Below are 21,374 nucleotides of genomic sequence, written 5' to 3'. Positions count from 1 at the left end.
CCCGGCGGCCGTCCCTATTAGTTGTAGATAGGGAAGCGCGCCGTCAACGCCATGACCTGCTCGCGAACCTTCGCCTCGACCGCCGCATTGCCTTCGGCGCCGTTGGCGGCCAGGCCGTCGACGACCTCGCCGATCCAGCGGCCGACCTGACGGAACTCCGCCTCGCCGAAGCCGCGCGTGGTGCCCGCGGGCGTGCCCAGGCGGACCCCCGAGGTCACGGTGAACGACGCGGTGTCGAACGGAATGCCGTTCTTGTTGCAGGTCATGTGCGCCCGCTCGAGCGCGGCTTCGGTGTCCTTTCCCGTCACGCCCTTGGGCCGCAGGTCGACCAGCATGACGTGGCTGTCGGTGCCGCCTGAGACGATGTTGACGCCCGACGCCATCAGGGTGTCGGCCAGGGCGCGGGCGTTGACCACGACCTGGGCGGCGTAGGCCTTGAAGTCCGGCTGCAGCGCTTCGCCGAAGGCCACGGCCTTGGCGGCGATGACATGCTCCAGCGGACCGCCCTGCAGACCGGGGAACACCGCCGAGTTGATCTTCTTGGCGATGGCCTCGTCGTTGGTCAGGATCAGGCCGCCGCGCGGCCCGCGCAGGGTCTTGTGGGTGGTGGTGGTCACGACATGCGCGTGCGGCACCGGATTGGGATACGCCCCGCCGGCCACCAGACCCGCGTAGTGCGCCATATCCACCATCAGCAGGGCGCCGACGCTGTCGGCGATCTCGCGGAAGCGTTTGAAGTCGATGGCCCGGCTGTAGGCGGAGCCCCCGGCGATGATCAGCTTGGGCCGTTCGCGCTCGGCGACCTCGGCGACGTTGTCGTAGTCGATGTACTGGTCCTGCGGGCGGACGCTGTAGGCTACGGGCTTGAACCACTTGCCCGACTGATTGGCCGGGCTGCCGTGGGTCAGGTGGCCGCCGGCGGCCAGATCCATGCCCATGAAGGTGTCGCCCGGCGTCAGCAGCGCCATGAACACCGCCTGGTTGGCCTGGGCGCCCGAGTGCGGCTGGACGTTGGCGAAGCCGGCGCCGAACAGTTCCTTGGCCCGTTCGATGGCCAGGGTCTCGATCACGTCGACGTACTCGCAGCCGCCGTAGTAGCGCTTGCCCGGGTAACCCTCGGCGTACTTGTTGGTCAGGATCGAGCCCTGGGCCTCGAGCACCGCACGGGAGACGATGTTCTCCGAGGCGATCAGCTCGATCTGGTTCTGCTGCCGGGTAAGCTCATGCGTGATGGCCTCGGCAATCGCCGGGTCGGCTGTCGCAAGGTCCGCGCCGAAGAAGGCGGGACGGATCGATGTGGAGGCGTTCATGGGCATACCCCTTGCTGCGACGCGCTGGCTGGCGCGCCCTCTTTAGCGATCATGTCGGCATGATCAATCGGAACCCGGCCCTGTCGGGCGCGTTGGTCGAATAACCCGCCGGCGCTCGACCGCCGGCAGGGAGTGGTGACGCTTCTTTGTCTGAGGAAATCGCGTAATGGCCGACGAGACCCCCGAAACGGAAACCTCGAACGCCGACATCCTGGCTTGCTCGGCGGAGATCGTGGCGGCGTTTGTCGGTCGCAATCCCGTCGGCGTCGCCGCCCTGCCCGATCTGATTCGAACCATTCACAGCGCGCTGAGCGGCCTGTCCGAGGCGCCGGCGCCGGTCGCCCGCGAGCGGCAGAAGCCCGCCGTCCCGGTTTCGCGCTCCATCCAGCGGGATTACATCGTCTGCCTGGAAGACGGCGCGCAGCTGAAGATGCTGAAGCGCTACCTGCGGTCGCGGTTCGACCTGAGCCCTGAAGACTATCGCCGCAAGTGGGGGCTGCCGCCTGACTACCCCATGGTCGCGCCCGCTTACGCCGAGCGACGGTCTGATTTCGCGAAACGGATCGGTCTTGGAAAGGGCGTTCGGCGGCGGACTTAGATCCTTCTAGGCGGCGTAGCCGCCGACCCGGGCGATATTGCAGTGCGCCCAGAGGTTTTCAAGCGACTTCACCAGATCGCGCATCATCGCGTCGGTGTGGAATGGCGTCGGCGTGAACCGCAGCCGCTCGGTGCCGCGCGGCACGGTCGGGAAGTTGATCGGCTGGACATAGATGCCGTGATCCTCGAGCAGCATGTCCGAGACCATCTTGCAGTGGACGGCGTCGCCGACCATCACCGGCACGATGTGGCTGACCGAGCTGTCCATCACCGGCAGGCCCGCCGCCTTCATCATGGCCTTGAGCGTCGCGGCCCGTTCCTGGTGCTGCTCGCGGACTTCGTTGTGCTCCTTGAGCCAGCGCACCGACGCCAGAGCGCCGGCCGTCAGCGCCGGCGGAAGCGATGTGGTGAAGATGAAGCCGGAAGCATAGGAGCGAATGGCGTCGCAGATCACCGCGTCGGCGGCGATATAGCCGCCCATCACGCCGATGGCCTTGCCGAGCGTCGCCTCGATGATGTCGATCTCAGAAGCGATGTCGTCCCGCTCCGAAACCCCGCCGCCGCGCTGGCCGTAAAGGCCGACCGCGTGGACCTCGTCGATATAGGTCATGGCGCCGTACTTCTTCGCCAGCGCGACCGTGCCGCGGATGTCGGAGATGTCGCCGTCCATCGAATAGACGCTCTCGAAGGCCACCAGCTTGGGCGCTTCGGGATCGGCCTCGGCGAGCAGTTGCTCGAGATGGGCCAGGTCGTTGTGGCGGAAAATCTTGCGCGCGCCGCCGCCGTTGCGGATGCCGCTGATCATCGAGGCGTGGTTCAGCTCATCCGAGAAGATGATCAGCCCCGGCAGGATCTTGTAGAGCGTCGCGAGCGTCGCCTCGTTGGAGACATAGCCGGAGGTGAACAGCAGCGCCGATTCCTTGCGGTGCAGATCGGCCAGTTCACGCTCGAGCTCGACGTGGAAATGGGTCGTGCCGGAAATGTTGCGGGTGCCGCCCGAACCGGTGCCGTTGGCGTCGATGGCCGCATGCATCGCGTCGGCGACGACCGGGTTCTGGCCCTGGCCGAGGTAGTCGTTGGAACACCAGACGATGACCTCGGATTCCGATCCGTCATCGCGCGTCCAGGTGGCGCGCGGGAAGTCGCCGCGATGGCGCTTGAGATCGGCGAAAACCCGATAGCGCCCCTCGCCACGAACCTGTTCGACGGCGGTTTCGAAAGCGGCCTTGTAGTCCATCGACGACGCCCCGGTCCTCAATGGCGGATTGCCCCGCCTGACCGGCCCCTTGTTCCTGTTCGGCGGCTTATTCGCACCGCCCTACGTCCGTGTCCACTTACGGCCGTTTCATCTGGCAACCTATTACGCGAAACGCCGCGGGTCTTGCGCGAACGGCTCTCAGGTAATGTCGACCAGCATGGGCCGCGAGAGCGCCGGACGAATTGATCCAGCGCAAACGAAGTGCGTCAGGTCTTCAGCGTTTCCAGCTGCCCCCGGAACATCTGCAGCATCGCCGAGAAGTCCTTCTGGCCATGCCCCATTCCGTCGAACAGGGCATAGAGGGCCTCGGCCTGGGCGCCCATGGGCGTCGAGGCTCCGGCCCGGGCCGCGGCTTCCTGCGCCAGCTTGAGGTCCTTCAGCATCAGGGCGCTTAGGAAGCCCCCCTCGTAGTTGCGATTCGACGGCGCGGTCTCGACCGGTCCGGGCCAAGGGCAATAGGTCGTCAGCGACCAGCACTGGCCGGACGACTTCGACCCGATCTCGTAGAATCGCTCCGGGTCGAGCCCGAGCTTCTCGGCGAGGGCGAAAGCCTCGCAGACGCCGATCATCGAGATGCCCAGCAGCATGTTGTTGCAGATTTTGGCCGCCTGCCCCGACCCGGAGCCGCCGGCGTGGAACACGACGCGCGCCATCGGCTTGAGGATGTCCTCGAAGGCGGCGTAGTCACCGGTCTCGCAGCCGACCATGAAGGCCAGCGTGCCGGCCTCGGCGGCCATGATCCCGCCGCTGACGGGTGCGTCGGCGAAGCGGAATCCCTGCGCCCTCGCCTGCTCTCCGACCGCGCGGGCGCTGTCGATGTCGATCGTCGAGCAGTCGATCAGCAACGCTGAGGTCGGCGCATGAGCCAGCACCTGTTCGCCATAGACGCTGCGGACGTGCGGCCCGGCGGGCAGCATGGTGATCACCGCCTCGGAGTCCTTCACCGCCTCGGCGACGCTTGCGGCCGGCCGGCAACCGGCGGCGACCGCCCGGTCGACGGCGGCCTGCGACAGGTCAAAGGCGGTGACCTCGTGGCCGGCCTTCGCCTGATTGGCCGCCATTCCGGCGCCCATGTTGCCGAGACCGATGAAGGCGATGCGGGTCATGACTCAGGCCGGCTTGCGGAATTTGAGGACGAACTGGTCGGTCTTGCCGCGCAGGGCCGGCTCAAAGACGTTGGCGGTGCGCGGGTCTGACGGATTGCGCAGGATGTCGCTCTCGCCTTCCAGCACGAAGCCGGCTGCGGCCAGCTCCGCCTTGACCATCGCGATGTCGATGCGGTGCAGCTTGTTCGAGTCACGATCACCGGAGCCATCAGCGGCATAGTGGTCGATGACCAGGAGCACGCCGCCCGGCTTTAGCGCGGCGAACAACTGCCGATTGATGAAGGCGATCTGTTCCGGCTTGGCCTGGCCCAGATGCAGGTCGTGGTAGTTCTGGGCGGTGAAGATCAGGTCCAGCGGCTCGGCGAAGCTGAAGGCGGCCAGTGAACTGCGGACCGGCACGATGTTCGGCGCGAACGCGACCGTCTCGTCCTGCCATTTGGCGTAGTCGGCCTGGAAGGCGATGAACTCGGCGGCCTGGTAGCCGTAGACCTTGCCGGTCGGACCGACGGCGCCGGAGAAGATCCGGGTGAAGTAGCCGCCGCCCATCAGGAAGTCGGCGACCTTGTCGCCGGGCTTGACCCCGGCGAAGGCCAGCAGCTCGCCCGGATGGCGTGCGGCGTCCCGCTCACGCTGAACCTCGGGCCGCGCCGGGTTTGCGATCGCCGCGGCGATGTTGGCGGGAACGTCCGCGGCCATGGCGGTGGCGGACAGAAGGACGGCGACAATCCCGGCCAGCGGGGCAGTGAGACGGAACAGCATCAGCGGGCGCTCCTGGGCTTGCGGAAGCGGTAGACGAACTGGTCCGTCTGGCCACGGATCGAAGGTTCAAAGACGTTGATGGTCATGGCGTCGCGCGGATTGCGCAGCACCCGGCTCTCGCCTTCGTAGATGAAGCCGGCGGCCTCGATCTCGCGGCGCACGAAGCCGGGGTCGATGCGATGCAGCGTCCCGGCGTCGCGCAGGCCCGAGCCGGGCTTGGCCGAGTGGTCGATGACGATGTAGACGCCGCCGGGCTTGAGGGCCGCGAAGACCTTGCGGTTGACCACCGACAGGTCAGCCGGGCCCATGAAATCCAGATGCATGTCGTGATAGTTCTGGGCCGTGAAAACCATGTCGACCTTCTCGGGGGCCGAGAACAGCGGCAGCCTCTGCAGGATCATCCGGCTGTTTCCGTACGGCGGCTTGCCGACGAAGGCCGCTACTGACGGCGGGCGGCCCTTGGCCAGCACGGTCAGTTCGTCCGGCACATAGGCGTAGACGCGCCCGTTCGGGCCGACGGCCCTTGAGAAGATGCGGGTGAAGTAGCCGGTCCCCGGAACCAGATCGACGACCTTCATGCCGGGCTTCAGCCCGGCGAACAGCAGGACTTCCCCGGGGCGGCGACCGGCGTCGCGGGCGCGGTCGGCTTCAGGGCGAGCGGGGTCGGCCAGTGCGGCGCTGAGGAACGCCGGCAGCGTCACCGGCGCATCAGCGGGTGGCGGCGGCGGCGGCGGCGGGACGGTTTCGCAGGCGGCGAGGGCCAGCACGGCCGCGAGGGCCATCCAGCGGGCATGGGTCTTCATGGCGTGGTTCTTCCCGGCATAGCGTTTCCCCGACCCGGCTGTTGTCCTACGCCGGTTCCGGCCTCAAGTCAGCGGCGTCCATTCTTCATCGGCCGAAAGTGGCGCGAAGATGTCATCCAGCAGGGCGTCGGAGACCGCTTCGACGGCCGCCGGGTTCCAGGCCGGGGCGTTGTCCTTGTCGATGATCACAGCCCTGACCCCTTCAAGGAAATCGTGCATCCGAACGACCCGCGAGCCGATCCGGTACTCCATCGCCATATTGGCCGCGAAGTCGTCGAGCGCTGCGCCGGTGCGAAGCTGGCGGAAGGCCACCTTCAGCGTCTGCGGCGACTTGGTCGCCAGCGTCTCTTTCTGCGCGGCCGCCCACTCGCCGGGCTCAGCCGCGAGGGCGTCCAGGATCGCCTCGACGCTGTCGCCGCCGAACAGCCGGTCGATGTCCGCCTGACGGGCCGCCAGAGGCGCGTGGCCGGGGTCCTCCACAACGGCGGCCAAAGCGCCTGCTACGCTCGCCGGATGAGCCAGCAAGGCCGCCTTGAACGCCCCCACCCGCTCTGACGGCATGAAGTGCGTCGCGATACCCAGGGCGCAGCAGTCTGGCGCCTTGATCCGCGCGCCGGTCAGGGCGAGCCAGAGGCCCGCCTTGCCCGGAAGCCGCGGCAGGAACCAGCCGCCACCGACGTCCGGGAACAGGCCGATGCCTGTCTCCGGCATGGCGAAGGTGGTCCGCTCGGTTGCGATCCGCACCGCCGCTGGCATCGAGAGACCCACGCCGCCGCCCATGGTCACGCCGTCCATCACCGCGATGACCGGTTTGGGATAGGAGAACAGCAGGTGGTTCAGGCGGTATTCGGTGTGGAAGAACCTGCGCGCCGCGACCGCGTCCCCCGCCCCGCTTTCCGCCAGCATGCGGATATCGCCGCCGGCGCAGAAGCCGCGCTCGCCGCTGTGGTCGATGAGGATGCACTGGACCTGCTCGTCGTAGCGCCAGATCGACAGGGCGTCGATCATGTCCTCGCACATCACCAGGGTCAGGGCGTGCAGGGCTTTCGGCCGGTTCAGCGTGATCCGCCCGACGCCGGACTCGACGCGGCAAAGGACTTCGGGTTCGTCCGTCACTGCCTGAACATCTCCCGGCTGATGATCACGCGCATGATCTCGTTGGTCCCCTCGAGGATCTGGTGGACGCGCAGGTCGCGGACGACGCGCTCCAGCGGATAGTCCGCGAGATAGCCGTAGCCGCCATGAAGTTGCAGGGCCTCGTTGGCCACGGTGAATCCGGCGTCGGTGGCGAAACGCTTGGCCATGGCGCAGAGTTTCGTTGCATTCGGATCGCGCTTGTCCAGGGCGTCAGCGGCATGGCGAACCATCAGCCGGGCGGCCTCCAGCTCGGTGGCCATGTCGGCGATCTTGAACTGCAGGGCCTGGAAGTCCTTCAGCGGCCGGCCGAACTGGTTGCGGGTCTCCAGATAGGCCTTGGCCGTATCGAGCGCGAAAGCCGCGCCGCCGAGCGAGCAGCTGGCGATGTTCAGCCGCCCGCCGTCCAGGCCCATCATGGCGAAACGGAAGCCCTCCCCCTCGCCGCCTATGCGGTTGGATTCGTGGACCCGCACGCCGTCGAAGTTCACCTGGGCTGTCGGCTGGCTCTTCCAGCCCATCTTGCGCTCGTTGGCGCCGAAGCTGAGGCCGGGCGTCCCCTTCTCGACGACGAAGGCCGAGACGCCCTTCGCGCCCGGCTCGCCGGTGCGGGCCATGACGACATAGACGTCCGAAACGCCGCCGCCGCTGATGAAGGCCTTCGAGCCGTTGAGGACGTAGTGGTCGCCATCCCGAGTCGCCGTCGTCCGCATCGCGGCGGCGTCAGAGCCGGAGCCGGGTTCCGTCAGGCAATAGCTGGCGATCAGCTCCATCGTCGTCAGCCGCGGCAGATACCGTCCGCGCAGATCCTCGGAGCCGAACCTGTCGATCATCCAGGACGCCATATTGTGGATCGTCAGATAGGCGGAGGTGGCGACATCGCCGTAGCTTAGCGCCTCGAAGATGATCGAAGCGTCGAGGCGTTTCAGACCTGAGCCGCCGACATCGTCCTGCACATAGATGCCAGCAAAGCCGAGCGCTGCCGCAGCGCGCATGACGTCGACCGGGAAGTGGCTCTCTTCATCCCATTTCGCCGAGTGGGGGGCGAGTTCGTCCCGCGCGAAGGCCTGGGCCATCTCCTGGATCGCGCGTTGATCGTCCGACAGGGAGAAATCCATGCGCGTCCGGTCTCCTTTGGAGCATGTTGCGCCCCGGTTGTAGCGGGTTGATGACCTGACGCCAGCGGCGCACCCTGTCAACGCGCGAGACTGAGCCGGAGACCGCCCTTGACCAAGCCCGCAGGTTCCCTCCGAGCCGAGGCCGAACGAAACCTGGCCTTGCTGGGCTATGGCCTGCTGGGGGTCTCGATCTTCTTCGCGGGCGTCACCGCCGTGGTCGCCGTCGGGATCGCCTACGCTCTTCACGATGCGGCGACCGACGACCTGTCACGGCATTTCCGGTTTCAGATCCGCATCTTCTGGATCGGAGTCGGGTTCATTGCCCTGACCCTTGTCGCCGGTCTCGTGGCCGCCTTCGGCGCTGTCGGCAACCTGCTGCATCAGGCCGCGCCGACCGACGTGGTCACCGAGATCGTGGTGTTCGGCCGACAGTTCGACCTGAGCGGACTGAGAATCACGCCGCTGGTGGTCGTCGCCGCCGGCGCGTCGGCCGGCGCGGGTCTGCTGGGAGCCTTGTGGATGCTGATTGCGCCGACGGCGGGCTTCATCCGGCTTGCCACGTCGCGGCGCATGGGTGAAACCGCCCGGCCATGAGCCTGCCTCCTCTCGCCGCCTATCCCGCCCTGCGTCTCCGCCGCCTGCGTCAGGCTGACTGGAGCCGTCGTCTCGTCCGCGAAAGCGTGCTGACCCCCGCAGACCTGATCTGGTCGATGGTTGTCCACGAGGGCGAAGGCAGAATCCCCGTCGCCTCCATGCCCGGCATCGAGCGTCTGTCCGTGAAGGAAGCGGCCAAAGCCGCTGTTCAGGCTCGGGAACTCGGCATTCCGGCGATCGCGATCTTCCCGCTCATCGACGGCGCCAGCAAGGACGCGGACGGCTCCCGCGCCGCCGATCCCGACGGGGTCATCAGCCGGGCCGTGAAAGCGATGAAGGACGCCGCCCCCGAAGTCGGAATCATGTGCGACGTGGCGCTGGACCCCTTCACCACCCACGGCCACGACGGCGTTCTCGAGCGCGGGCGGATCGTCAACGACGCGACGATCGAACGACTGGTGGAGCAGGCCCTGGTCCAGGCGCGCGCCGGCTGCGACATCCTCGCGCCTTCGGACATGATGGACGGCCGGGTCGGCGCCATTCGCGGGGCGCTGGAAAGCGAGGGTTTTCAGGACACTATGATCATGTCCTACGCCGCCAAATATGCCTCGGCCTTCTACGGCCCCTATCGCGACGCGATCGGCTCGGGAAAGCTGGGCTCCGGCGACATCGATAACCCCGGCGACAAGAAGACGTATCAGCAGGACCCGGCCAACAGCGACGAGGCGCTGCGCGAGGTCGCGCTCGACATCGCCGAGGGCGCCGACATGGTCATGGTCAAGCCTGGCATGCCTTATCTTGATGTAATTCAGAGGGTTGTCGAGACCTTCTCCATGCCGACGTTCGCCTTCCAGGTCAGCGGCGAGTACGCGATGATCATGGCGGCGGCGCAGAACGGCTGGATCGACGAGGAGCGCGCCATCCTGGAGAGCCTCGGCGCATTCAAGAGAGCGGGCTGCGCCGGCGTGATCAGCTATTTCGCGCCGCGGGCCGCGGAGATGCTGTCGCGATAGATCGCTCGTCCGTGCTCGTCCGCGGTCGTTAACGCTAAATTCTCCGCCGTCCGCCAACCTGCGCTGAACTGCTGTGCAAGGGGCCCATGCGGCTGCGTATTCTTCTTTCACTGTGCTTCGCCCTGACCGCTGGTCCGGCCTTGGCCGCCGGAACACAAGCCCCCAGTTCGAGCCAGCAAGCGCAGGACCAGCGCGCCGCACAACTGGCGGCCACGCTGGAAGCGCGGCGTCTGATGACGACGCCCGAGCAAATCACGGCCTGGGAGACCCGCGCCGCCGCAACCACCGGCGAGGGGCGGCTTGAACAACTGCGCCGGATCTCGGTCGAGGCCCTGACAGCGTCTGACGTTCAGCGGGCCGAACGCTGGATGACGCTCTACGCCGACGAGATACGCCTGCGGAAAGACAGCCGGCATGCCCGCGCCCTGCTTCAGCTGGAAGCCTACTCGCGTGGCATCGAGGGGGATTTTGCCGACGCTGCGGCCGAACTGACCCGACTGCTGGCCGGCGAACGAGATCCCTATCTGAGGGCGGCCGGCGCCCGGCTGCTCGCCTATGCCCTGACCGACGCCGGCCTTCCAGTGCAGGCCTTGCAGGTCATCCGTTCGGGACTGCGCGACGCGGGCCAGGCAAAGGGCGCAGGCTCCCTGAAACTGGGCCTTGCCGACGCCGGCGCCTATGCCTCGCGCGAGCTCGGCGACCTGCCCGCCTTCATCGACAACGTCGAGCTTCAGGTCGCTGTTTCGCAAAGCACAGACCAGCCGCTTGATGGCCGCACCGCGCTCTACAACCTGGCGATCATCACCTCGAACCTCGGCCGAAATGAACTGGCCACCGATCTGATGCGGCAGTTCGAGCGCCTGTCGGTCGCGACGGGAAGCGCCACCGAGATCGGCTGGGCCAATGAGCTCTGCGCCACGGTGCGCATCGCCGCACGCGCCTACGCCGAGGCGCTGACCTGCGCGCAGACCGCATTGGCCCATCCCGAGATGGCCCCGGACCATCGGCCGAAGGTCATGCTGATAGAGGTGACGGCCCTTGCCCGGCTTGGCCGTCCCAGGGACGCGCGCCTGCGCTTTGAGGCCCTTCGGGCGCTGGCGGCCCGTCGCGGCGACCCGTTGCTGATGCACGACATTCTGCAGAGCGAGGCGGAGGTTCTCCGGAGCGAAGGCAGACTGTCCGAAGCCTACGAGGTCCTCGTCGAGTTCCAGGAACAGCAGCGCCGCGACACCACCGCCGCCGCCGTCGACGGGCTGCACAACATGCGCGCCAGTCTCGAGGGCGAGATCGATGACACCCAGGCCTTGCTGAAGGCGCAGCGCCGCCAGACGCTGCAGATCACCGCCCTGGTCGGCATCGTCGCCCTGGCCCTGATCGCGGCCGTGGCGTCCATCCTGGCGCAACGCAAACTGCAGAAGCGGCTTCAGGCGGCGGCGGACCGGGCTGAACGCGCCGATCGGGTCAAATCCGAATTCCTGGCCAACATGAGCCATGAAATCCGCACGCCGCTGACCAGCATCGTCGGCTTTTCAAGACTGCTCAGCGAACAGCCGGAACTGTCGACCGTTTCGAACGGCTTCGCCTCCCGGATCGTCACCGCAACACAGTCCCTGCTGGCGATCGTCAACGACGTGCTCGACTTCTCCAAGATCGAGGCCGGCCAGGCGCGGATCGAACCCCGGGCCACGGCTCTCAGGGCGCTTGTCCAGGACGTCGCCGGCCTGTTCGAGGCCCAGGCCGCCGAAAAGGGCCTGACGCTTTCGCTGGACCTGTCCGACGCGCTGCCGGACTGGGTGATGATCGATCCGGACCGGCTGAGACAGGTCCTGCTCAATCTGATCGGCAACGCCGTGAAATTCACGCCGGCCGGACGCGTCGCGGTCAGCGCCGACTGGTCCGGCGATAACGGCCTCGACATCAACGTTCAGGACACCGGCCCCGGCATCTCGGCCGATGGCCAGGCGCGCCTGTTCCGGCGCTTCTCCCAGGTCGACCAGGCCTCGAACCGCATCGAAGGCGGCACCGGCCTCGGCCTGGCGATCTGCAGCGGCCTGGTCGAGGCCATGGGCGGCGAGATCGGCGTCGAGAGCACCGAGGGTCAGGGCAGCCGGTTCTGGATCAGGACGCCGGCGCCGCTGGCCGAAGCGCCCGACGATTCCGCCCACCTGCCCGCCCCTCGGGCGGCGGCGACGCCATCCGACCGCGCGCGCATCCTCGTCGTCGATGACAACGAGGCAAACCGGGAGCTGGTGAAGCATCTGCTCGGATCGCTCGACCTCGACATGACCTTCGCCTCCAGCGGCGAAGAGGCTGTGACCGTTTCGGGCGACGGCCCATATGATTTGATCCTGATGGATATTCGCATGCCCGGCATGGGTGGCGAGGCGGCCATGGGGCTGATCCGCACCAGCGGCGGCCCGAACGCCGAAGCGCCGATCCTGGCCTTCACAGCCGACGTCGACGGGCAGGCGACCGAGCGCCTGCTGGGCGTCGGCTTCGACGGACATGTCCCCAAGCCGATCGACGCACGCGCGCTGATCATGGCGATCGTCCAGTGGACCTCCGGCGGCGACTGACCGCGAGACGCGCCGCATGGTAGATTGCCGCGACGGTTGAGCCTCCGGAGCCGCGCATGATCCCTCGCCGACAGTTCATCGCCGGGGCCGCGTCGACGGCCGGGGTCATAGCGACACCGACGATGGCCGCCGGGGCGCCGACCCGCGCCGAAGTGCTGGCCGCGATGAGGCAGGCCACAGCCTTCATGACCGACAGGGTCGCGGTGAACGGCGGCTATGTCTGGTCCTGCCTTCCGGACTTCTCGCGTCGCTGGGGCGAGATGGAAGCCTTTCCCGGAATGATCTGGGTGCAGCCGCCGGGCACGGCGACCATGGGTCACCTGTTCCTGGACGCGTTCCACGCGACCGGCGAGGAGGGCTACTACGCCGCCGCCCAGGAGGCCGCCGGCGCCCTGATCGCCGGCCAGCTGCCCAGCGGCGGCTGGACCTACATGATCGACTTCGCCGGCGAGGAGTCGCTGAGGCGCTGGTACGCCACCATCGGCAAGAACGCCTGGCGGCTGGAGGAATTCCAGCACGACTGGGGCAACGCCACCTTCGACGACGCCGGCACGTCCGAGGCGATGCAGTTCCTCTTGCGGATGTACGTCGAGCGCCGCGATCCGAAGATCAGAGCGCCGCTGGGCAAGGCCGTGGCGCTGGTGCTGGGCAGCCAGCAGCCCAGCGGCGGCTGGCCGCAGCGCTTTCCGCGCACGGACGCCTTCGCCAAGGGCGGACGGCCGGACTACACGGGCTATGTCACCTTCAACGACGACGTGGCCGGCGAGAACATCAAGTTCCTGCTGATGGTTCGCCAGAGTCTGGGCGACCAGAGCCTGGTCGAGCCGATCCGGCGGGCCATGCAGGTGTTCCTGGCGACCCAGCAGGCCGCCCCGCAGGCCGGCTGGTCACTGCAGTATACGCCGGACCTGAAACCCGCCGGCGCGCGGTCCTACGAGCCGCTGGCGCTGGCGACCCACACGACCGCGACCAACATCGACCAGCTGATGGTCTTTCACCGCCTGACCGGCGACGCAGCCTTCCTCGAACGTATCCCTGAGGCGCTGGACTGGCTGGAGTCGGTGAAACTGGCGGAGCCGACGAAGGAAGGCCGCACCCATCCGACCTTCATCGAGATCGGCAGCAACCGGCCCCTCTACGTCCATCGACGCGGCTCGAATGTCGTCAACGGGGCCTACTTCGTGAACCACGACCCGGTGAAGACCATCGGACACTACAGCGCGACCCGGAAGATCGACCTGACCGGTCTGCGGTCGCGCTATGCCGCGGCGCGGGCCCTGTCGCCGGCGGAGGCGTCCAGGGGCTCGCCGCTACTGGCCGAGGGACGGACGCCCCTGCCCCGCTTCTTCGCCCTCGGCGACATCCAGGTGTCTGACCTCAACAGCAGCGGCACCCGATCGGCGGCGCCGACGCCGGACGCGGTCCGCGCCATCCTTGGCGAGCTGACCGCCGACGGCTGGTGGCCCACGCCGCTGCGATCAACGAGCAATCCCTACGCCGGCGACGGTCAGCTGGAGATCGCGCCGGGCGACTTCGCGACGACCAGCGTCGGCGATTACACCGACACCTCGCCGTATCTGGCGGACCAGCCCGTGATCGGCATCTCGACCGGGACCTTCATCCAGAAAATGGCCACGCTGATCGGCTACCTCGAAGGTTCAGGCGCCACCGCGTAGCATGCGCCGGCCCTGACCTTCGGCGTCTGCCAGATCCGCACCGAACAGGTCACTTCGCCGCGCATCACCGGGTCGCGCAGGCGAAGCGTGAACATCATCAGCGGGTTTCCGAGTCCTTCAGCAGCGCCGCCAGCCGGTCCTGCCAGAACACGGCCCAGGTATGGGTCCCGTGTCCCTTGCCTTCAGGGCTGTTGGGCAGCAGCACATAGGTCCCGCGCCGGAGCCGCGGCGCAAAGGTCTCGGCCAGGCCCAATTCGGGCGGGTTGATGAAGTCGTCCGCCGAGTTGATCCACATGACCGGGACGGTGATCCGTTCCAGCCCGGCCGAGGGATCGTAGGTCCGCGAGGCGTTCACCTGGAACAGCAGATCGTTGGCGTCGAGACCGGCCATGGCAGCCGGAATCGTCTTCCTGGTCCAGGCGTCAGCGGCCTCACGGGTCGGCATGGCCAGTTGCATCGGCAGCGGCGCCGCGCCGGCGAGGCTGAGCAGGCTCTGGGCCGTCCGTAACCCCTGCACCGGCTGTTCGACATAATCCCCGCCCTTCCAGGCCGGGTCGGCGCGGATGGCCTCCATCAGCATCTGGCGCCAGACCCGGTTTCGGCCGGCGATCTGTGTCGGCAGACAGGCCAGCGGCATCAGCGCCTCGGCGAAGTCCGGATGGGTCTCGCCCCACACGAAAGCGTGCATGCAGCCCATCGAGGTGCCCAGGATCAGCCGCAACCGGTCGACCTTCAGCCCGTCGACCAGCAGCCGCCGCTGGGCCTCGACCATGTCGTCGTAGTCGTAGGCGGGAAACCGCGCGCGCAGGCCGTCACTGGGCTTGGACGAGGCGCCGTGGCCGATGCCGTCCGGCAGGATGATGTAGTACTTCGCCGGGTCCAGCAGGCCGCCCGGCCTGAACAGCACATCGGCGAACTGCGGCCGCAGGAACTGGGCGCCCGACCCGCCGGTCCCGTGCAGAATCATCACCGCATTGACCACTCGACCCGACGCGTCGCGCCGGGGCTCGCCGAGGGTGCGGTAGTGCAGACGCAGCTCCGGCAGGGTCTCGCCGGAGCGGAACCGGAAGTCGCGGACGACGACGTCGCCCTCCTTCACCGTCGGCGCAGCGAGCGCCGGCGCGGCCAGGACCAGAATGATGCCGCCGAAGAGTGCGGCGAACAGGCGGGTCATTGCGGCTTCTCCAGTCGCGCGGCCAGGCTCGACGTGTCCCAGCGATGGCCGCCCATGGCCTGGACCTCGGCATAGTAGCCGTCGACCAGCGTCGTCATCTCCAGCTTCGCGCCATTGGCCGCCGCCTCGTCGAGCACCAGGCCAAGATCCTTGCGCATCCAGTCGACCGCGAAGCCGAAGTCGAACCTGCCCTCGACCATCGTCGCCCAGCGGTTGTCCATCTGCCAGGACTGTGCGGCGCCCTTGCTGATCGCCTCGAACACCAGCTGCGGGTCGATGCCGGACCGCTTGCTGAAATGGACAGCCTCGGCCAGGCCCTGGACCACACCGGCGATGCAGATCTGGTTGACCATCTTGGCCAACTGGCCTGACCCGGCCTCGCCGATCCGCTTCACGGCCTTCGAATAGGCGCCGATGACGGGTTCGATCCGCGCCACTGCCTCCGCGTCGCCACCGGCCATGACGGTCAGCTGGCCATTCTCGGCGCCGGCCTGTCCGCCGCTGACCGGCGCATCGACGAACCAGCGGCCGGAGGCCCTGGCGAGTTCGGCCATCTCGCGCGCCACCACGGCCGAGGTCGTGGTGTGATCGACGATGATCCCGCCGGGGGCCATGGCCGCCAGCGCGTCCGGAACCACGCCGCGCACATCGGCGTCATTGCCGACGCAGAGCGCCACGATCTCGCAGCCCGCCGCGGCCTCTGCCACCGTCGTCCCGGCCGAACCGCCATGCGTCCCGACCCAGCGAGCCGCCTTTTCGGGGCTTCGATTGAAGACGCTGACCGCGTGTCCCGCCCTGGCAAGGTGCCCCGCCATCGGGAAACCCATGACCCCAAGGCCAACAAAGGCGATTTTCATGTCGCATCCCCGATTCCGGCCCTGCGCCGCAACGCCATCTTAACAACCACAGGCGACCTTCGCCTGGGATAAAGAGGGAATTCACCATGGCGCTGAACAGCGACGCGCCCATCATGATCAAGAAGGTCAAGAAGGTCGTCGGTGGCGGACACCACGGCGGCGCCTGGAAGGTCGCCTACGCCGACTTCGTGACCGCCATGATGGCTTTCTTTCTGCTGATGTGGCTGATCAACACGACCAGCCCTGAGCAGAAGCGCGGCATCGCCGACTATTTCGCGCCGGCCAGCGTGTCCGAAACGACCAGCGGATCGGGCGGCATTCTCGGCGGGACCTCGCTCGGCGAAGACGGCGCCAAGTCGTCCGGCTCGGCCGCGATCATCGAACAGACCTCGCCCGAATCCCCCACCGATCCCCAGGATCCGGGCAAGACGGCCGACACGACCGGCGCCGGCGCGCTGCAGTCGGCGTCCGAGGCCGAGCTGCGGCAGGAGATCCAGGCCCGCGAGGACGCCGCCTTCACCTCCGCCGCCCAGTCGCTCAAGCAGGCCCTGCAGGACATGCCCGAGCTGGCGGAACTGTCGAAGCAGATCCTCATCGACCAGACGCCGGAAGGCCTGCGCATCCAGCTGGTCGACCAGGAAGGCCGGTCGATGTTCAAGGACGGCGCGGCCATGCCCAATGACCGCGCCCGCATCCTGCTGCGCGCGATCTCGCGGATCATCAACCAGCTGCCGAACCGCATCGCCATCAGCGGCCACACGAGCATCAATCCCAACGGTCGAACCCAGTCCAGCGACTGGGCCCTGTCGTCGGCCCGCGCCGATGTCGCCCGCCAGCTGTTGCAGAGCTTCGGCGTTGTCCCTGACCGGGTCTACCAGGTCTCGGGCAAGGCCAATTCCGACCCTCTGTTCCCGGACGATCCGATGCTGGCCGGCAACCGCCGCATCTCCATCGTCCTGCTGCGCGAAGCCCCCGTGCTTCCGCCAGATCGATGAACAGCGATCGGTCAAACCCTGCTTGCACAGGAGCGCGCCATGCGCCCTAATCGCTGTGGGGAAGAGGAGAGCCGCAAGGCGTAGGGGCAGGTGACGCATCATTTCACATCGAGACGGATGCGTTTCTTCCTGACCGCGCCCTCCCCCTGTCCCTATCTGCCGGGACGGGAGGAACGGAAGGTCTTCGCCCATCTGCCGGCCTCGGACGGCGCCTCGGTCAATGACGGACTGACCCAGGCGGGCTTTCGCCGCTCGCAGCACATCGCCTATCGGCCGGCCTGCGAGGCCTGTTCGGCCTGCACCTCGGCGCGACTCCCGGTCATGGACTACGTCTTTTCGCGCTCCGAGCGGAAGGCCCTCGCGCGCAACAGCGATCTGCGCCGGCACCTGGTGGAGTCGGAAGCGACGATGGAGCAGTTCGACCTGCTGCGCCGCTATCTGACCGCCCGTCACGCCGACGGCGGCATGGCCGAGATGACCTGGCCCGACTTCGTCGCCATGGTCGAGGACACGGCCGTCCGGACCCACATCATCGAGTATCGCCTGCCCTCGACCGACGACGGTCCCGGAGACCTCATCGCCTGCGTGCTGATCGACGTGATGAGCGACGGTCTGTCGATGGTCTACAGCTTCTATGATCCGCGGGCGGTCAAACGCAGCCTGGGCACCTTCATCATCCTCGATCACGTGGTCCAGGCCGGCCTCAACGGGCTGGCCTACGTCTATCTGGGCTACTGGGTCCCGGGCAGCGAGAAGATGGCCTACAAGGCGCGGTTCTCGCCGCTGGAAGTGCTGCGACCGCAAGGCTGGATGCTGATGTCGTCCCGCGACCGCGCCGAAGCCGAGGAAAGCCTGGCCCGTGAGCGACGCATGCGCGGGCCGATCGTGCCGAAACTGGGCAGCAAGGCGCCCTAGCCATGCTGTCGATCCGTCCGGCCGATCTCGACGCCCCTGACTTCCGTGAGTTGCTGGCGATCCACCTGGCCGGCATGGCCGAGAACACGCCGCAAGGCCATGTGTTCGCCCTCGACCTGTCGGGGCTGCAGAGAGCTGACGTGACGGTCTGGGCGGTGCGGGACAACGGCGCACTGGCGGGCATCGGCGCACTGAAGGCGCTCGACAAGGACAGCGGCGAGCTGAAGTCGATGCGCACGCATCCGGACCATCTTCGCAAGGGCGTCGCCGCGGCGCTGCTGGGTCATATTCTCGACGAGGCGGCGACGCGCGGCTACCAGCGGGTGAGCCTGGAGACAGGCATTGGCGAGAGCTTCGAACCGGCCCTCGCCCTCTATCGCAAACGCGGCTTCACAAACGGCGGGGCGTTCGGCGATTACGAGGCGAGCCCCTACAACCAGTTCCTGCACCTGGCGCTCTAGAGGGGGCTACCCCCAGGGACCGGGCGACGGTGTCTCGTCCACACCGTTCGCGGGCGCGACGATCTCCACCGGTTCATCGCGGCCGCCGGCGAACTTCACCAGCGCCTCGACACGCTTGCTGATCGGCGGGTGAGTAGCGAACAGGCTGCTGAAACCCTTCTCGTGGTTCTCGATGAACATGCCCTGGACCGACTCCGGGGCCGACAGGGCGCTGTGACCCTCGATCTTGCGCAGGGCGCTGATCATGGCGTCGGGATTCTTCGTCAGCTCGACGGCCCCGGCGTCGGCGACGAACTCGCGGCTGCGCGACAGGGCCATCCGGATAACGACCGCCAGCAGCCAGCCGATCGCGGCCGCGACGAAGGCGATCAGGATGAAGATCCCCGCCCCCTTGTTGTTCCCGCTCCGCCGCCCGCCGAGCGCCCCGAAGCGCAACGAGCGGAACAGGATCTCGGCGATCAGGGTGATGATCCCGGCGAACACCGAGGCGATGACCATCGTCCGCACATCGCGGTTGATCACATGGGTCAGCTCATGGCCCAGCACTGCCTCGAGCTCGGCCGTGTCGAGCGTGGTCATCAGGCCGCGGGTGACGGTGATGCTGTACTGCTTTTCGTTCAGGCCTGTGGCGAAGGCGTTCAGCGCCTCGCTCTCGATGATCCGCAGGCTGGGCGCTGCCAGACCGCGCGAGATACAGAGGTTTTCCAGCAGGTTGTACAGGTCCGGCTCGGCGGTGCGCGTCACCGGCCGCGCCCCGGTCGCCAGGTCGATGATCACCTGATTGCCGAAATAGGCGACCGCGAACCAGACTGCCGTGACGATCAACGCCAGCGGCGCGCCGGCCAGCATGAACATCCCGGCCTGGCCAAGGTCGCCGCCGACCGAACCCGTCGACGGCAGCATGCCCGCGCCGATCATGCCGAGCGTCAGGGCATAGACGATCCCCAGCAGAAGCACCGGAAACCCTGCCAGCAGCAGGGCCGAACGCAGGTTGTTGCTCTGGATGTGGGTGTAGAGGCCGACGGCCCCCATGGCGCGATGATCCTAGAACTTGACCTCGGGCGCGACATCCAGCGCCGCCCGCTGCTCGCCGAGGTCAAACAGCGTGCGGCCGTTGAAGCCGAACATGCCCGCGAACACCACGGCCGGGAACGACAGCCGCGCGGCGTTGAACTCGGCCACGGCGTTGTTGAAGAACCGCCGCGCGGCGGCCAGCTTGTTTTCGATATCGGACAGTTCGGACTGCAGGCCGAGGAAATTGCTGTTGGCCTTGAGGTCCGGATAGGCCTCGGCGACGGCGAACATCTGGCGCAGGGCGCCGGTCAGCATGTTCTCGGCCTGCACCTTGTCGGCGACCGATCCGGCGCTCGTCGCGGCGTTGCGCGCGGCGATCACCGCCTCCAGCGTGCCCTTCTCGTGCGTCGCGTAGCCCTTCACCGTTTCGACCAGATTGGGGATCAGGTCGTGCCGCTGCTTGAGCTGCACGTCGATGTCGGCGAACGCCTGGTCTGCGCGCGTGTTGAGGGCGACCAGCCGGTTGTAGATGCCGACCAGAAGCAGGCCGAGCACCACGATGACGACGAGAATGATGATCAGGGTCACGGGGTCTCTCCGAGGCGAGTCCCCGCGACGCTATCCCTACTTCGAGGGATCGACCAGCGCCTGATAGACCAGCGCCTGGGACAGCTCGTCGAGCCGCGCCGCGCTGCCGCCGAGCACCTGGATCATGCCGAGGAAGACGACGTCATTCTCGGGATCGATCCAGAACCAGGTGCCGGCCGCGCCGCCCCAGCTGTAGGTCCCCTTGCCCGCCAGGGTGCCGGCCTTCGCCGGGTCCATCACCACCGCGACATCCAGGCCGAAGCCGACGCCCTCGCCCAGCGGCGTCTTCGCCAGCTGCAGCTCGGTGAGGTGGTTGCTGGCCATCAGCTTCACGGTGCCCGGCGCGAGGATGCGCACGCCGTCCAGCTCGCCGCCGTTCAGCAGCATCTGGGCGAACCGCGTATAGTCGCGAAGCGTCGAGACCAGGCCGCCGCCGCCGTTGGCCGCGTCCGGCAACCTGTCGACGGGGAGGACCATGAAGCCCTCCGCGGGGACGATTTTCCGGTCACGGGGGCTGAACATGTAGAGCGAGGCCATCCGGCCGCGCTTGGCTTCCGGGGTCCAGAAGTCGGTATCGTTCATCTGCAGCGGCGCGAAGATCCGGCTGCGCATGAAGTCCGGCAGGGTCTGGCCCGACAGCTTCTCGACGATGTAGCCCTGGATATCGACGGCGACGCTGTACTTCCACTGCTCGCCCGGCTGGCTGGCCATGGGCAGGGTCGTCAGGATGCTCATCCCCTCCTTCAGCGAAGGCTGACGAAACAGGGCGGACTCCTGGTAGGCCTTGTCGACGTAGTTGTCGGCGACCAGTCCGTAGGCGAAGCCCGCGGTATGGGTCATCAGCTCGCGCATGGTGGCCGAGCGCGCGATCGGCTCGAGGATCGGCTTGCCGTCCGCATCGAGGCCCTTGAACACCTTCAGGCCGGCGAATTCGGGAATGTACTTCGTGACGGGCTCATCGAGCCGCCAGCGACCCTCCTCATAGAGGATCATCATCGCCACGCCGGTGACCGGCTTGGTCTGGCTGTACATGCGGAAGATTGTGTCTTCGGTGATCGCCGCGCCGCTGGCGACGTCCTTCACGCCGTGGGCGTTGACCGCGATGATCTTGCCGTGCCGCGCCAGCAGGGTCAGCACGCCCGGCAGGCGGCCGGAGTCGACGATGCCGTTGAGGGTCGCGTCCAGCTTCGCGAGGCGCTCGGACGAGAAGCCGACCGACTCGGGTGTCGCGCGCGGCAGGCCGAGCGAGGAGACCGCCGCCGGTTTGGGCTTACCCGGCCATGCCTGCGCCGCCGGCCCGGAGAACGCCAGGACCGCGACGGCAGCCGCCATCACCGATTTACGCCAGATCGCCATGTGATTCCCCCGCACCGGCTCGGCCGGTCATTTCAACGAGACTAGCGCCGGTTGCCCGAGCGGCAATCAA

The 21,374-nt window shown here is 67.5% G+C and carries 20 protein-coding genes; 8 read left to right on the top strand and 12 right to left on the bottom strand.

Annotated features, from left to right (window positions below):
* Positions 1 to 17: 17 nt before the first annotated feature.
* Positions 18 to 1,310, bottom strand: coding sequence for a serine hydroxymethyltransferase (glyA, locus tag AC3WJT_RS12940; protein WP_492343539.1), 1,293 nt, complete (start codon positions 1,308 to 1,310; stop codon positions 18 to 20).
* A 166-nt stretch (positions 1,311 to 1,476) separates the two neighbouring features.
* Here glyA and AC3WJT_RS12935 point away from each other — a divergent pair, with 166 nt between their 5' ends.
* Complete coding sequence (locus AC3WJT_RS12935) at positions 1,477 to 1,908, top strand: Ros/MucR family transcriptional regulator (protein ID WP_492343538.1); 432 nt, start codon at positions 1,477 to 1,479, stop codon at positions 1,906 to 1,908.
* A 6-nt stretch (positions 1,909 to 1,914) separates the two neighbouring features.
* On the opposite strand, the gene hemA is transcribed toward AC3WJT_RS12935, so the two are convergent.
* From hemA to AC3WJT_RS12905, 6 genes are all read right to left on the bottom strand, one after another.
* Positions 1,915 to 3,144 (bottom strand): 5-aminolevulinate synthase, encoded by a 1,230-nt coding sequence (gene hemA, locus AC3WJT_RS12930; protein ID WP_492343537.1) that lies wholly within the window; start codon positions 3,142 to 3,144, stop codon positions 1,915 to 1,917.
* Between the two features lie 227 nt (positions 3,145 to 3,371).
* The gene (mmsB, locus tag AC3WJT_RS12925) at positions 3,372 to 4,271 is read right to left on the bottom strand and encodes a 3-hydroxyisobutyrate dehydrogenase (RefSeq protein WP_492343536.1); all 900 of its coding nucleotides are present in this window, start codon (positions 4,269 to 4,271) and stop codon (positions 3,372 to 3,374) included.
* Positions 4,272 to 4,274: 3 nt separating this feature from the next.
* Positions 4,275 to 5,030: a class I SAM-dependent methyltransferase gene (locus tag AC3WJT_RS12920; RefSeq protein WP_492343535.1), complete on the bottom strand. Its 756-nt coding sequence runs from the start codon at positions 5,028 to 5,030 to the stop codon at positions 4,275 to 4,277.
* Positions 5,030 to 5,833, bottom strand: coding sequence for a class I SAM-dependent methyltransferase (locus tag AC3WJT_RS12915; protein WP_492343534.1), 804 nt, complete (start codon positions 5,831 to 5,833; stop codon positions 5,030 to 5,032). Before AC3WJT_RS12915 ends, AC3WJT_RS12920 begins: the two co-directional genes overlap by 1 nt.
* Before the next feature lie 63 nt (positions 5,834 to 5,896).
* The gene (locus tag AC3WJT_RS12910) at positions 5,897 to 6,949 is read right to left on the bottom strand and encodes an enoyl-CoA hydratase/isomerase family protein (RefSeq protein WP_492343533.1); all 1,053 of its coding nucleotides are present in this window, start codon (positions 6,947 to 6,949) and stop codon (positions 5,897 to 5,899) included.
* Positions 6,946 to 8,085 carry an isobutyryl-CoA dehydrogenase gene (locus AC3WJT_RS12905; RefSeq protein ID WP_492343532.1) on the bottom strand — a complete coding sequence of 380 codons (1,140 nt, stop codon included), beginning with the start codon at positions 8,083 to 8,085 and terminating at the stop codon, positions 6,946 to 6,948. Before AC3WJT_RS12905 ends, AC3WJT_RS12910 begins: the two co-directional genes overlap by 4 nt.
* A gap of 108 nt (positions 8,086 to 8,193) precedes the next feature.
* On the opposite strand from AC3WJT_RS12905, the gene AC3WJT_RS12900 reads away from it, so the two are divergent.
* The 4 genes from AC3WJT_RS12900 (at position 8,194) to AC3WJT_RS12885 (ending at position 13,944) form a co-directional block, all read left to right on the top strand.
* On the top strand, positions 8,194 to 8,679 hold the full coding sequence (locus tag AC3WJT_RS12900) for a hypothetical protein (RefSeq protein ID WP_492343531.1): 486 nt from the start codon (positions 8,194 to 8,196) through the stop codon (positions 8,677 to 8,679).
* On the top strand, positions 8,676 to 9,692 hold the full coding sequence (hemB, locus tag AC3WJT_RS12895) for a porphobilinogen synthase (protein WP_492343530.1): 1,017 nt from the start codon (positions 8,676 to 8,678) through the stop codon (positions 9,690 to 9,692). Before AC3WJT_RS12900 ends, hemB begins: the two co-directional genes overlap by 4 nt.
* A gap of 86 nt (positions 9,693 to 9,778) precedes the next feature.
* Complete coding sequence (locus AC3WJT_RS12890) at positions 9,779 to 12,268, top strand: hybrid sensor histidine kinase/response regulator (RefSeq protein ID WP_492343529.1); 2,490 nt, start codon at positions 9,779 to 9,781, stop codon at positions 12,266 to 12,268.
* Positions 12,269 to 12,324: 56 nt separating this feature from the next.
* A complete protein-coding gene (locus AC3WJT_RS12885) occupies positions 12,325 to 13,944 on the top strand; it encodes a pectate lyase (RefSeq protein ID WP_492343528.1) in 1,620 nt (539 codons plus the stop codon).
* Between the two features lie 97 nt (positions 13,945 to 14,041).
* Here AC3WJT_RS12885 and AC3WJT_RS12880 read toward each other — a convergent pair whose 3' ends face one another.
* Complete coding sequence (locus AC3WJT_RS12880) at positions 14,042 to 15,118, bottom strand: alpha/beta fold hydrolase (protein WP_492343527.1); 1,077 nt, start codon at positions 15,116 to 15,118, stop codon at positions 14,042 to 14,044.
* The gene (locus AC3WJT_RS12875; RefSeq protein ID WP_492343526.1) at positions 15,115 to 15,975 is read right to left on the bottom strand and encodes an NAD(P)-dependent oxidoreductase; all 861 of its coding nucleotides are present in this window, start codon (positions 15,973 to 15,975) and stop codon (positions 15,115 to 15,117) included. The genes AC3WJT_RS12880 and AC3WJT_RS12875 overlap by 4 nt, the downstream gene beginning before the upstream one ends.
* An 86-nt stretch (positions 15,976 to 16,061) precedes the next feature.
* Here AC3WJT_RS12875 and AC3WJT_RS12870 point away from each other — a divergent pair, with 86 nt between their 5' ends.
* The 3 genes from AC3WJT_RS12870 (at position 16,062) to AC3WJT_RS12860 (ending at position 18,346) form a co-directional block, all read left to right on the top strand.
* A complete protein-coding gene (locus tag AC3WJT_RS12870) occupies positions 16,062 to 16,970 on the top strand; it encodes a flagellar motor protein MotB (protein ID WP_492343525.1) in 909 nt (302 codons plus the stop codon).
* Between the two features lie 90 nt (positions 16,971 to 17,060).
* Entirely contained in the window at positions 17,061 to 17,885 is an 825-nt protein-coding gene (locus AC3WJT_RS12865; protein ID WP_492343524.1) for an arginyltransferase, read from the top strand.
* A gap of 2 nt (positions 17,886 to 17,887) precedes the next feature.
* Complete coding sequence (locus AC3WJT_RS12860) at positions 17,888 to 18,346, top strand: GNAT family N-acetyltransferase (RefSeq protein WP_492343523.1); 459 nt, start codon at positions 17,888 to 17,890, stop codon at positions 18,344 to 18,346.
* A 6-nt stretch (positions 18,347 to 18,352) separates the two neighbouring features.
* On the opposite strand, the gene AC3WJT_RS12855 is transcribed toward AC3WJT_RS12860, so the two are convergent.
* From AC3WJT_RS12855 to AC3WJT_RS12845, 3 genes are read right to left on the bottom strand one after another with little or no spacing between them, the layout of a single operon-like run.
* Entirely contained in the window at positions 18,353 to 19,378 is a 1,026-nt protein-coding gene (locus tag AC3WJT_RS12855; RefSeq protein WP_492343522.1) for a M48 family metallopeptidase, read from the bottom strand.
* 12 nt (positions 19,379 to 19,390) lie between these two features.
* On the bottom strand, positions 19,391 to 19,948 hold the full coding sequence (locus AC3WJT_RS12850) for a LemA family protein (RefSeq protein WP_492343521.1): 558 nt from the start codon (positions 19,946 to 19,948) through the stop codon (positions 19,391 to 19,393).
* Positions 19,949 to 19,984: 36 nt separating this feature from the next.
* Positions 19,985 to 21,304: a serine hydrolase domain-containing protein gene (locus tag AC3WJT_RS12845; RefSeq protein WP_492343520.1), complete on the bottom strand. Its 1,320-nt coding sequence runs from the start codon at positions 21,302 to 21,304 to the stop codon at positions 19,985 to 19,987.
* Between the last annotated feature and the right edge of the window lie 70 nt (positions 21,305 to 21,374).

This window comes from Caulobacter sp. FW305-C-30-S16 (assembly GCF_058783025.1).
This window is presented reverse-complemented; position numbering and strand designations above follow the sequence as displayed.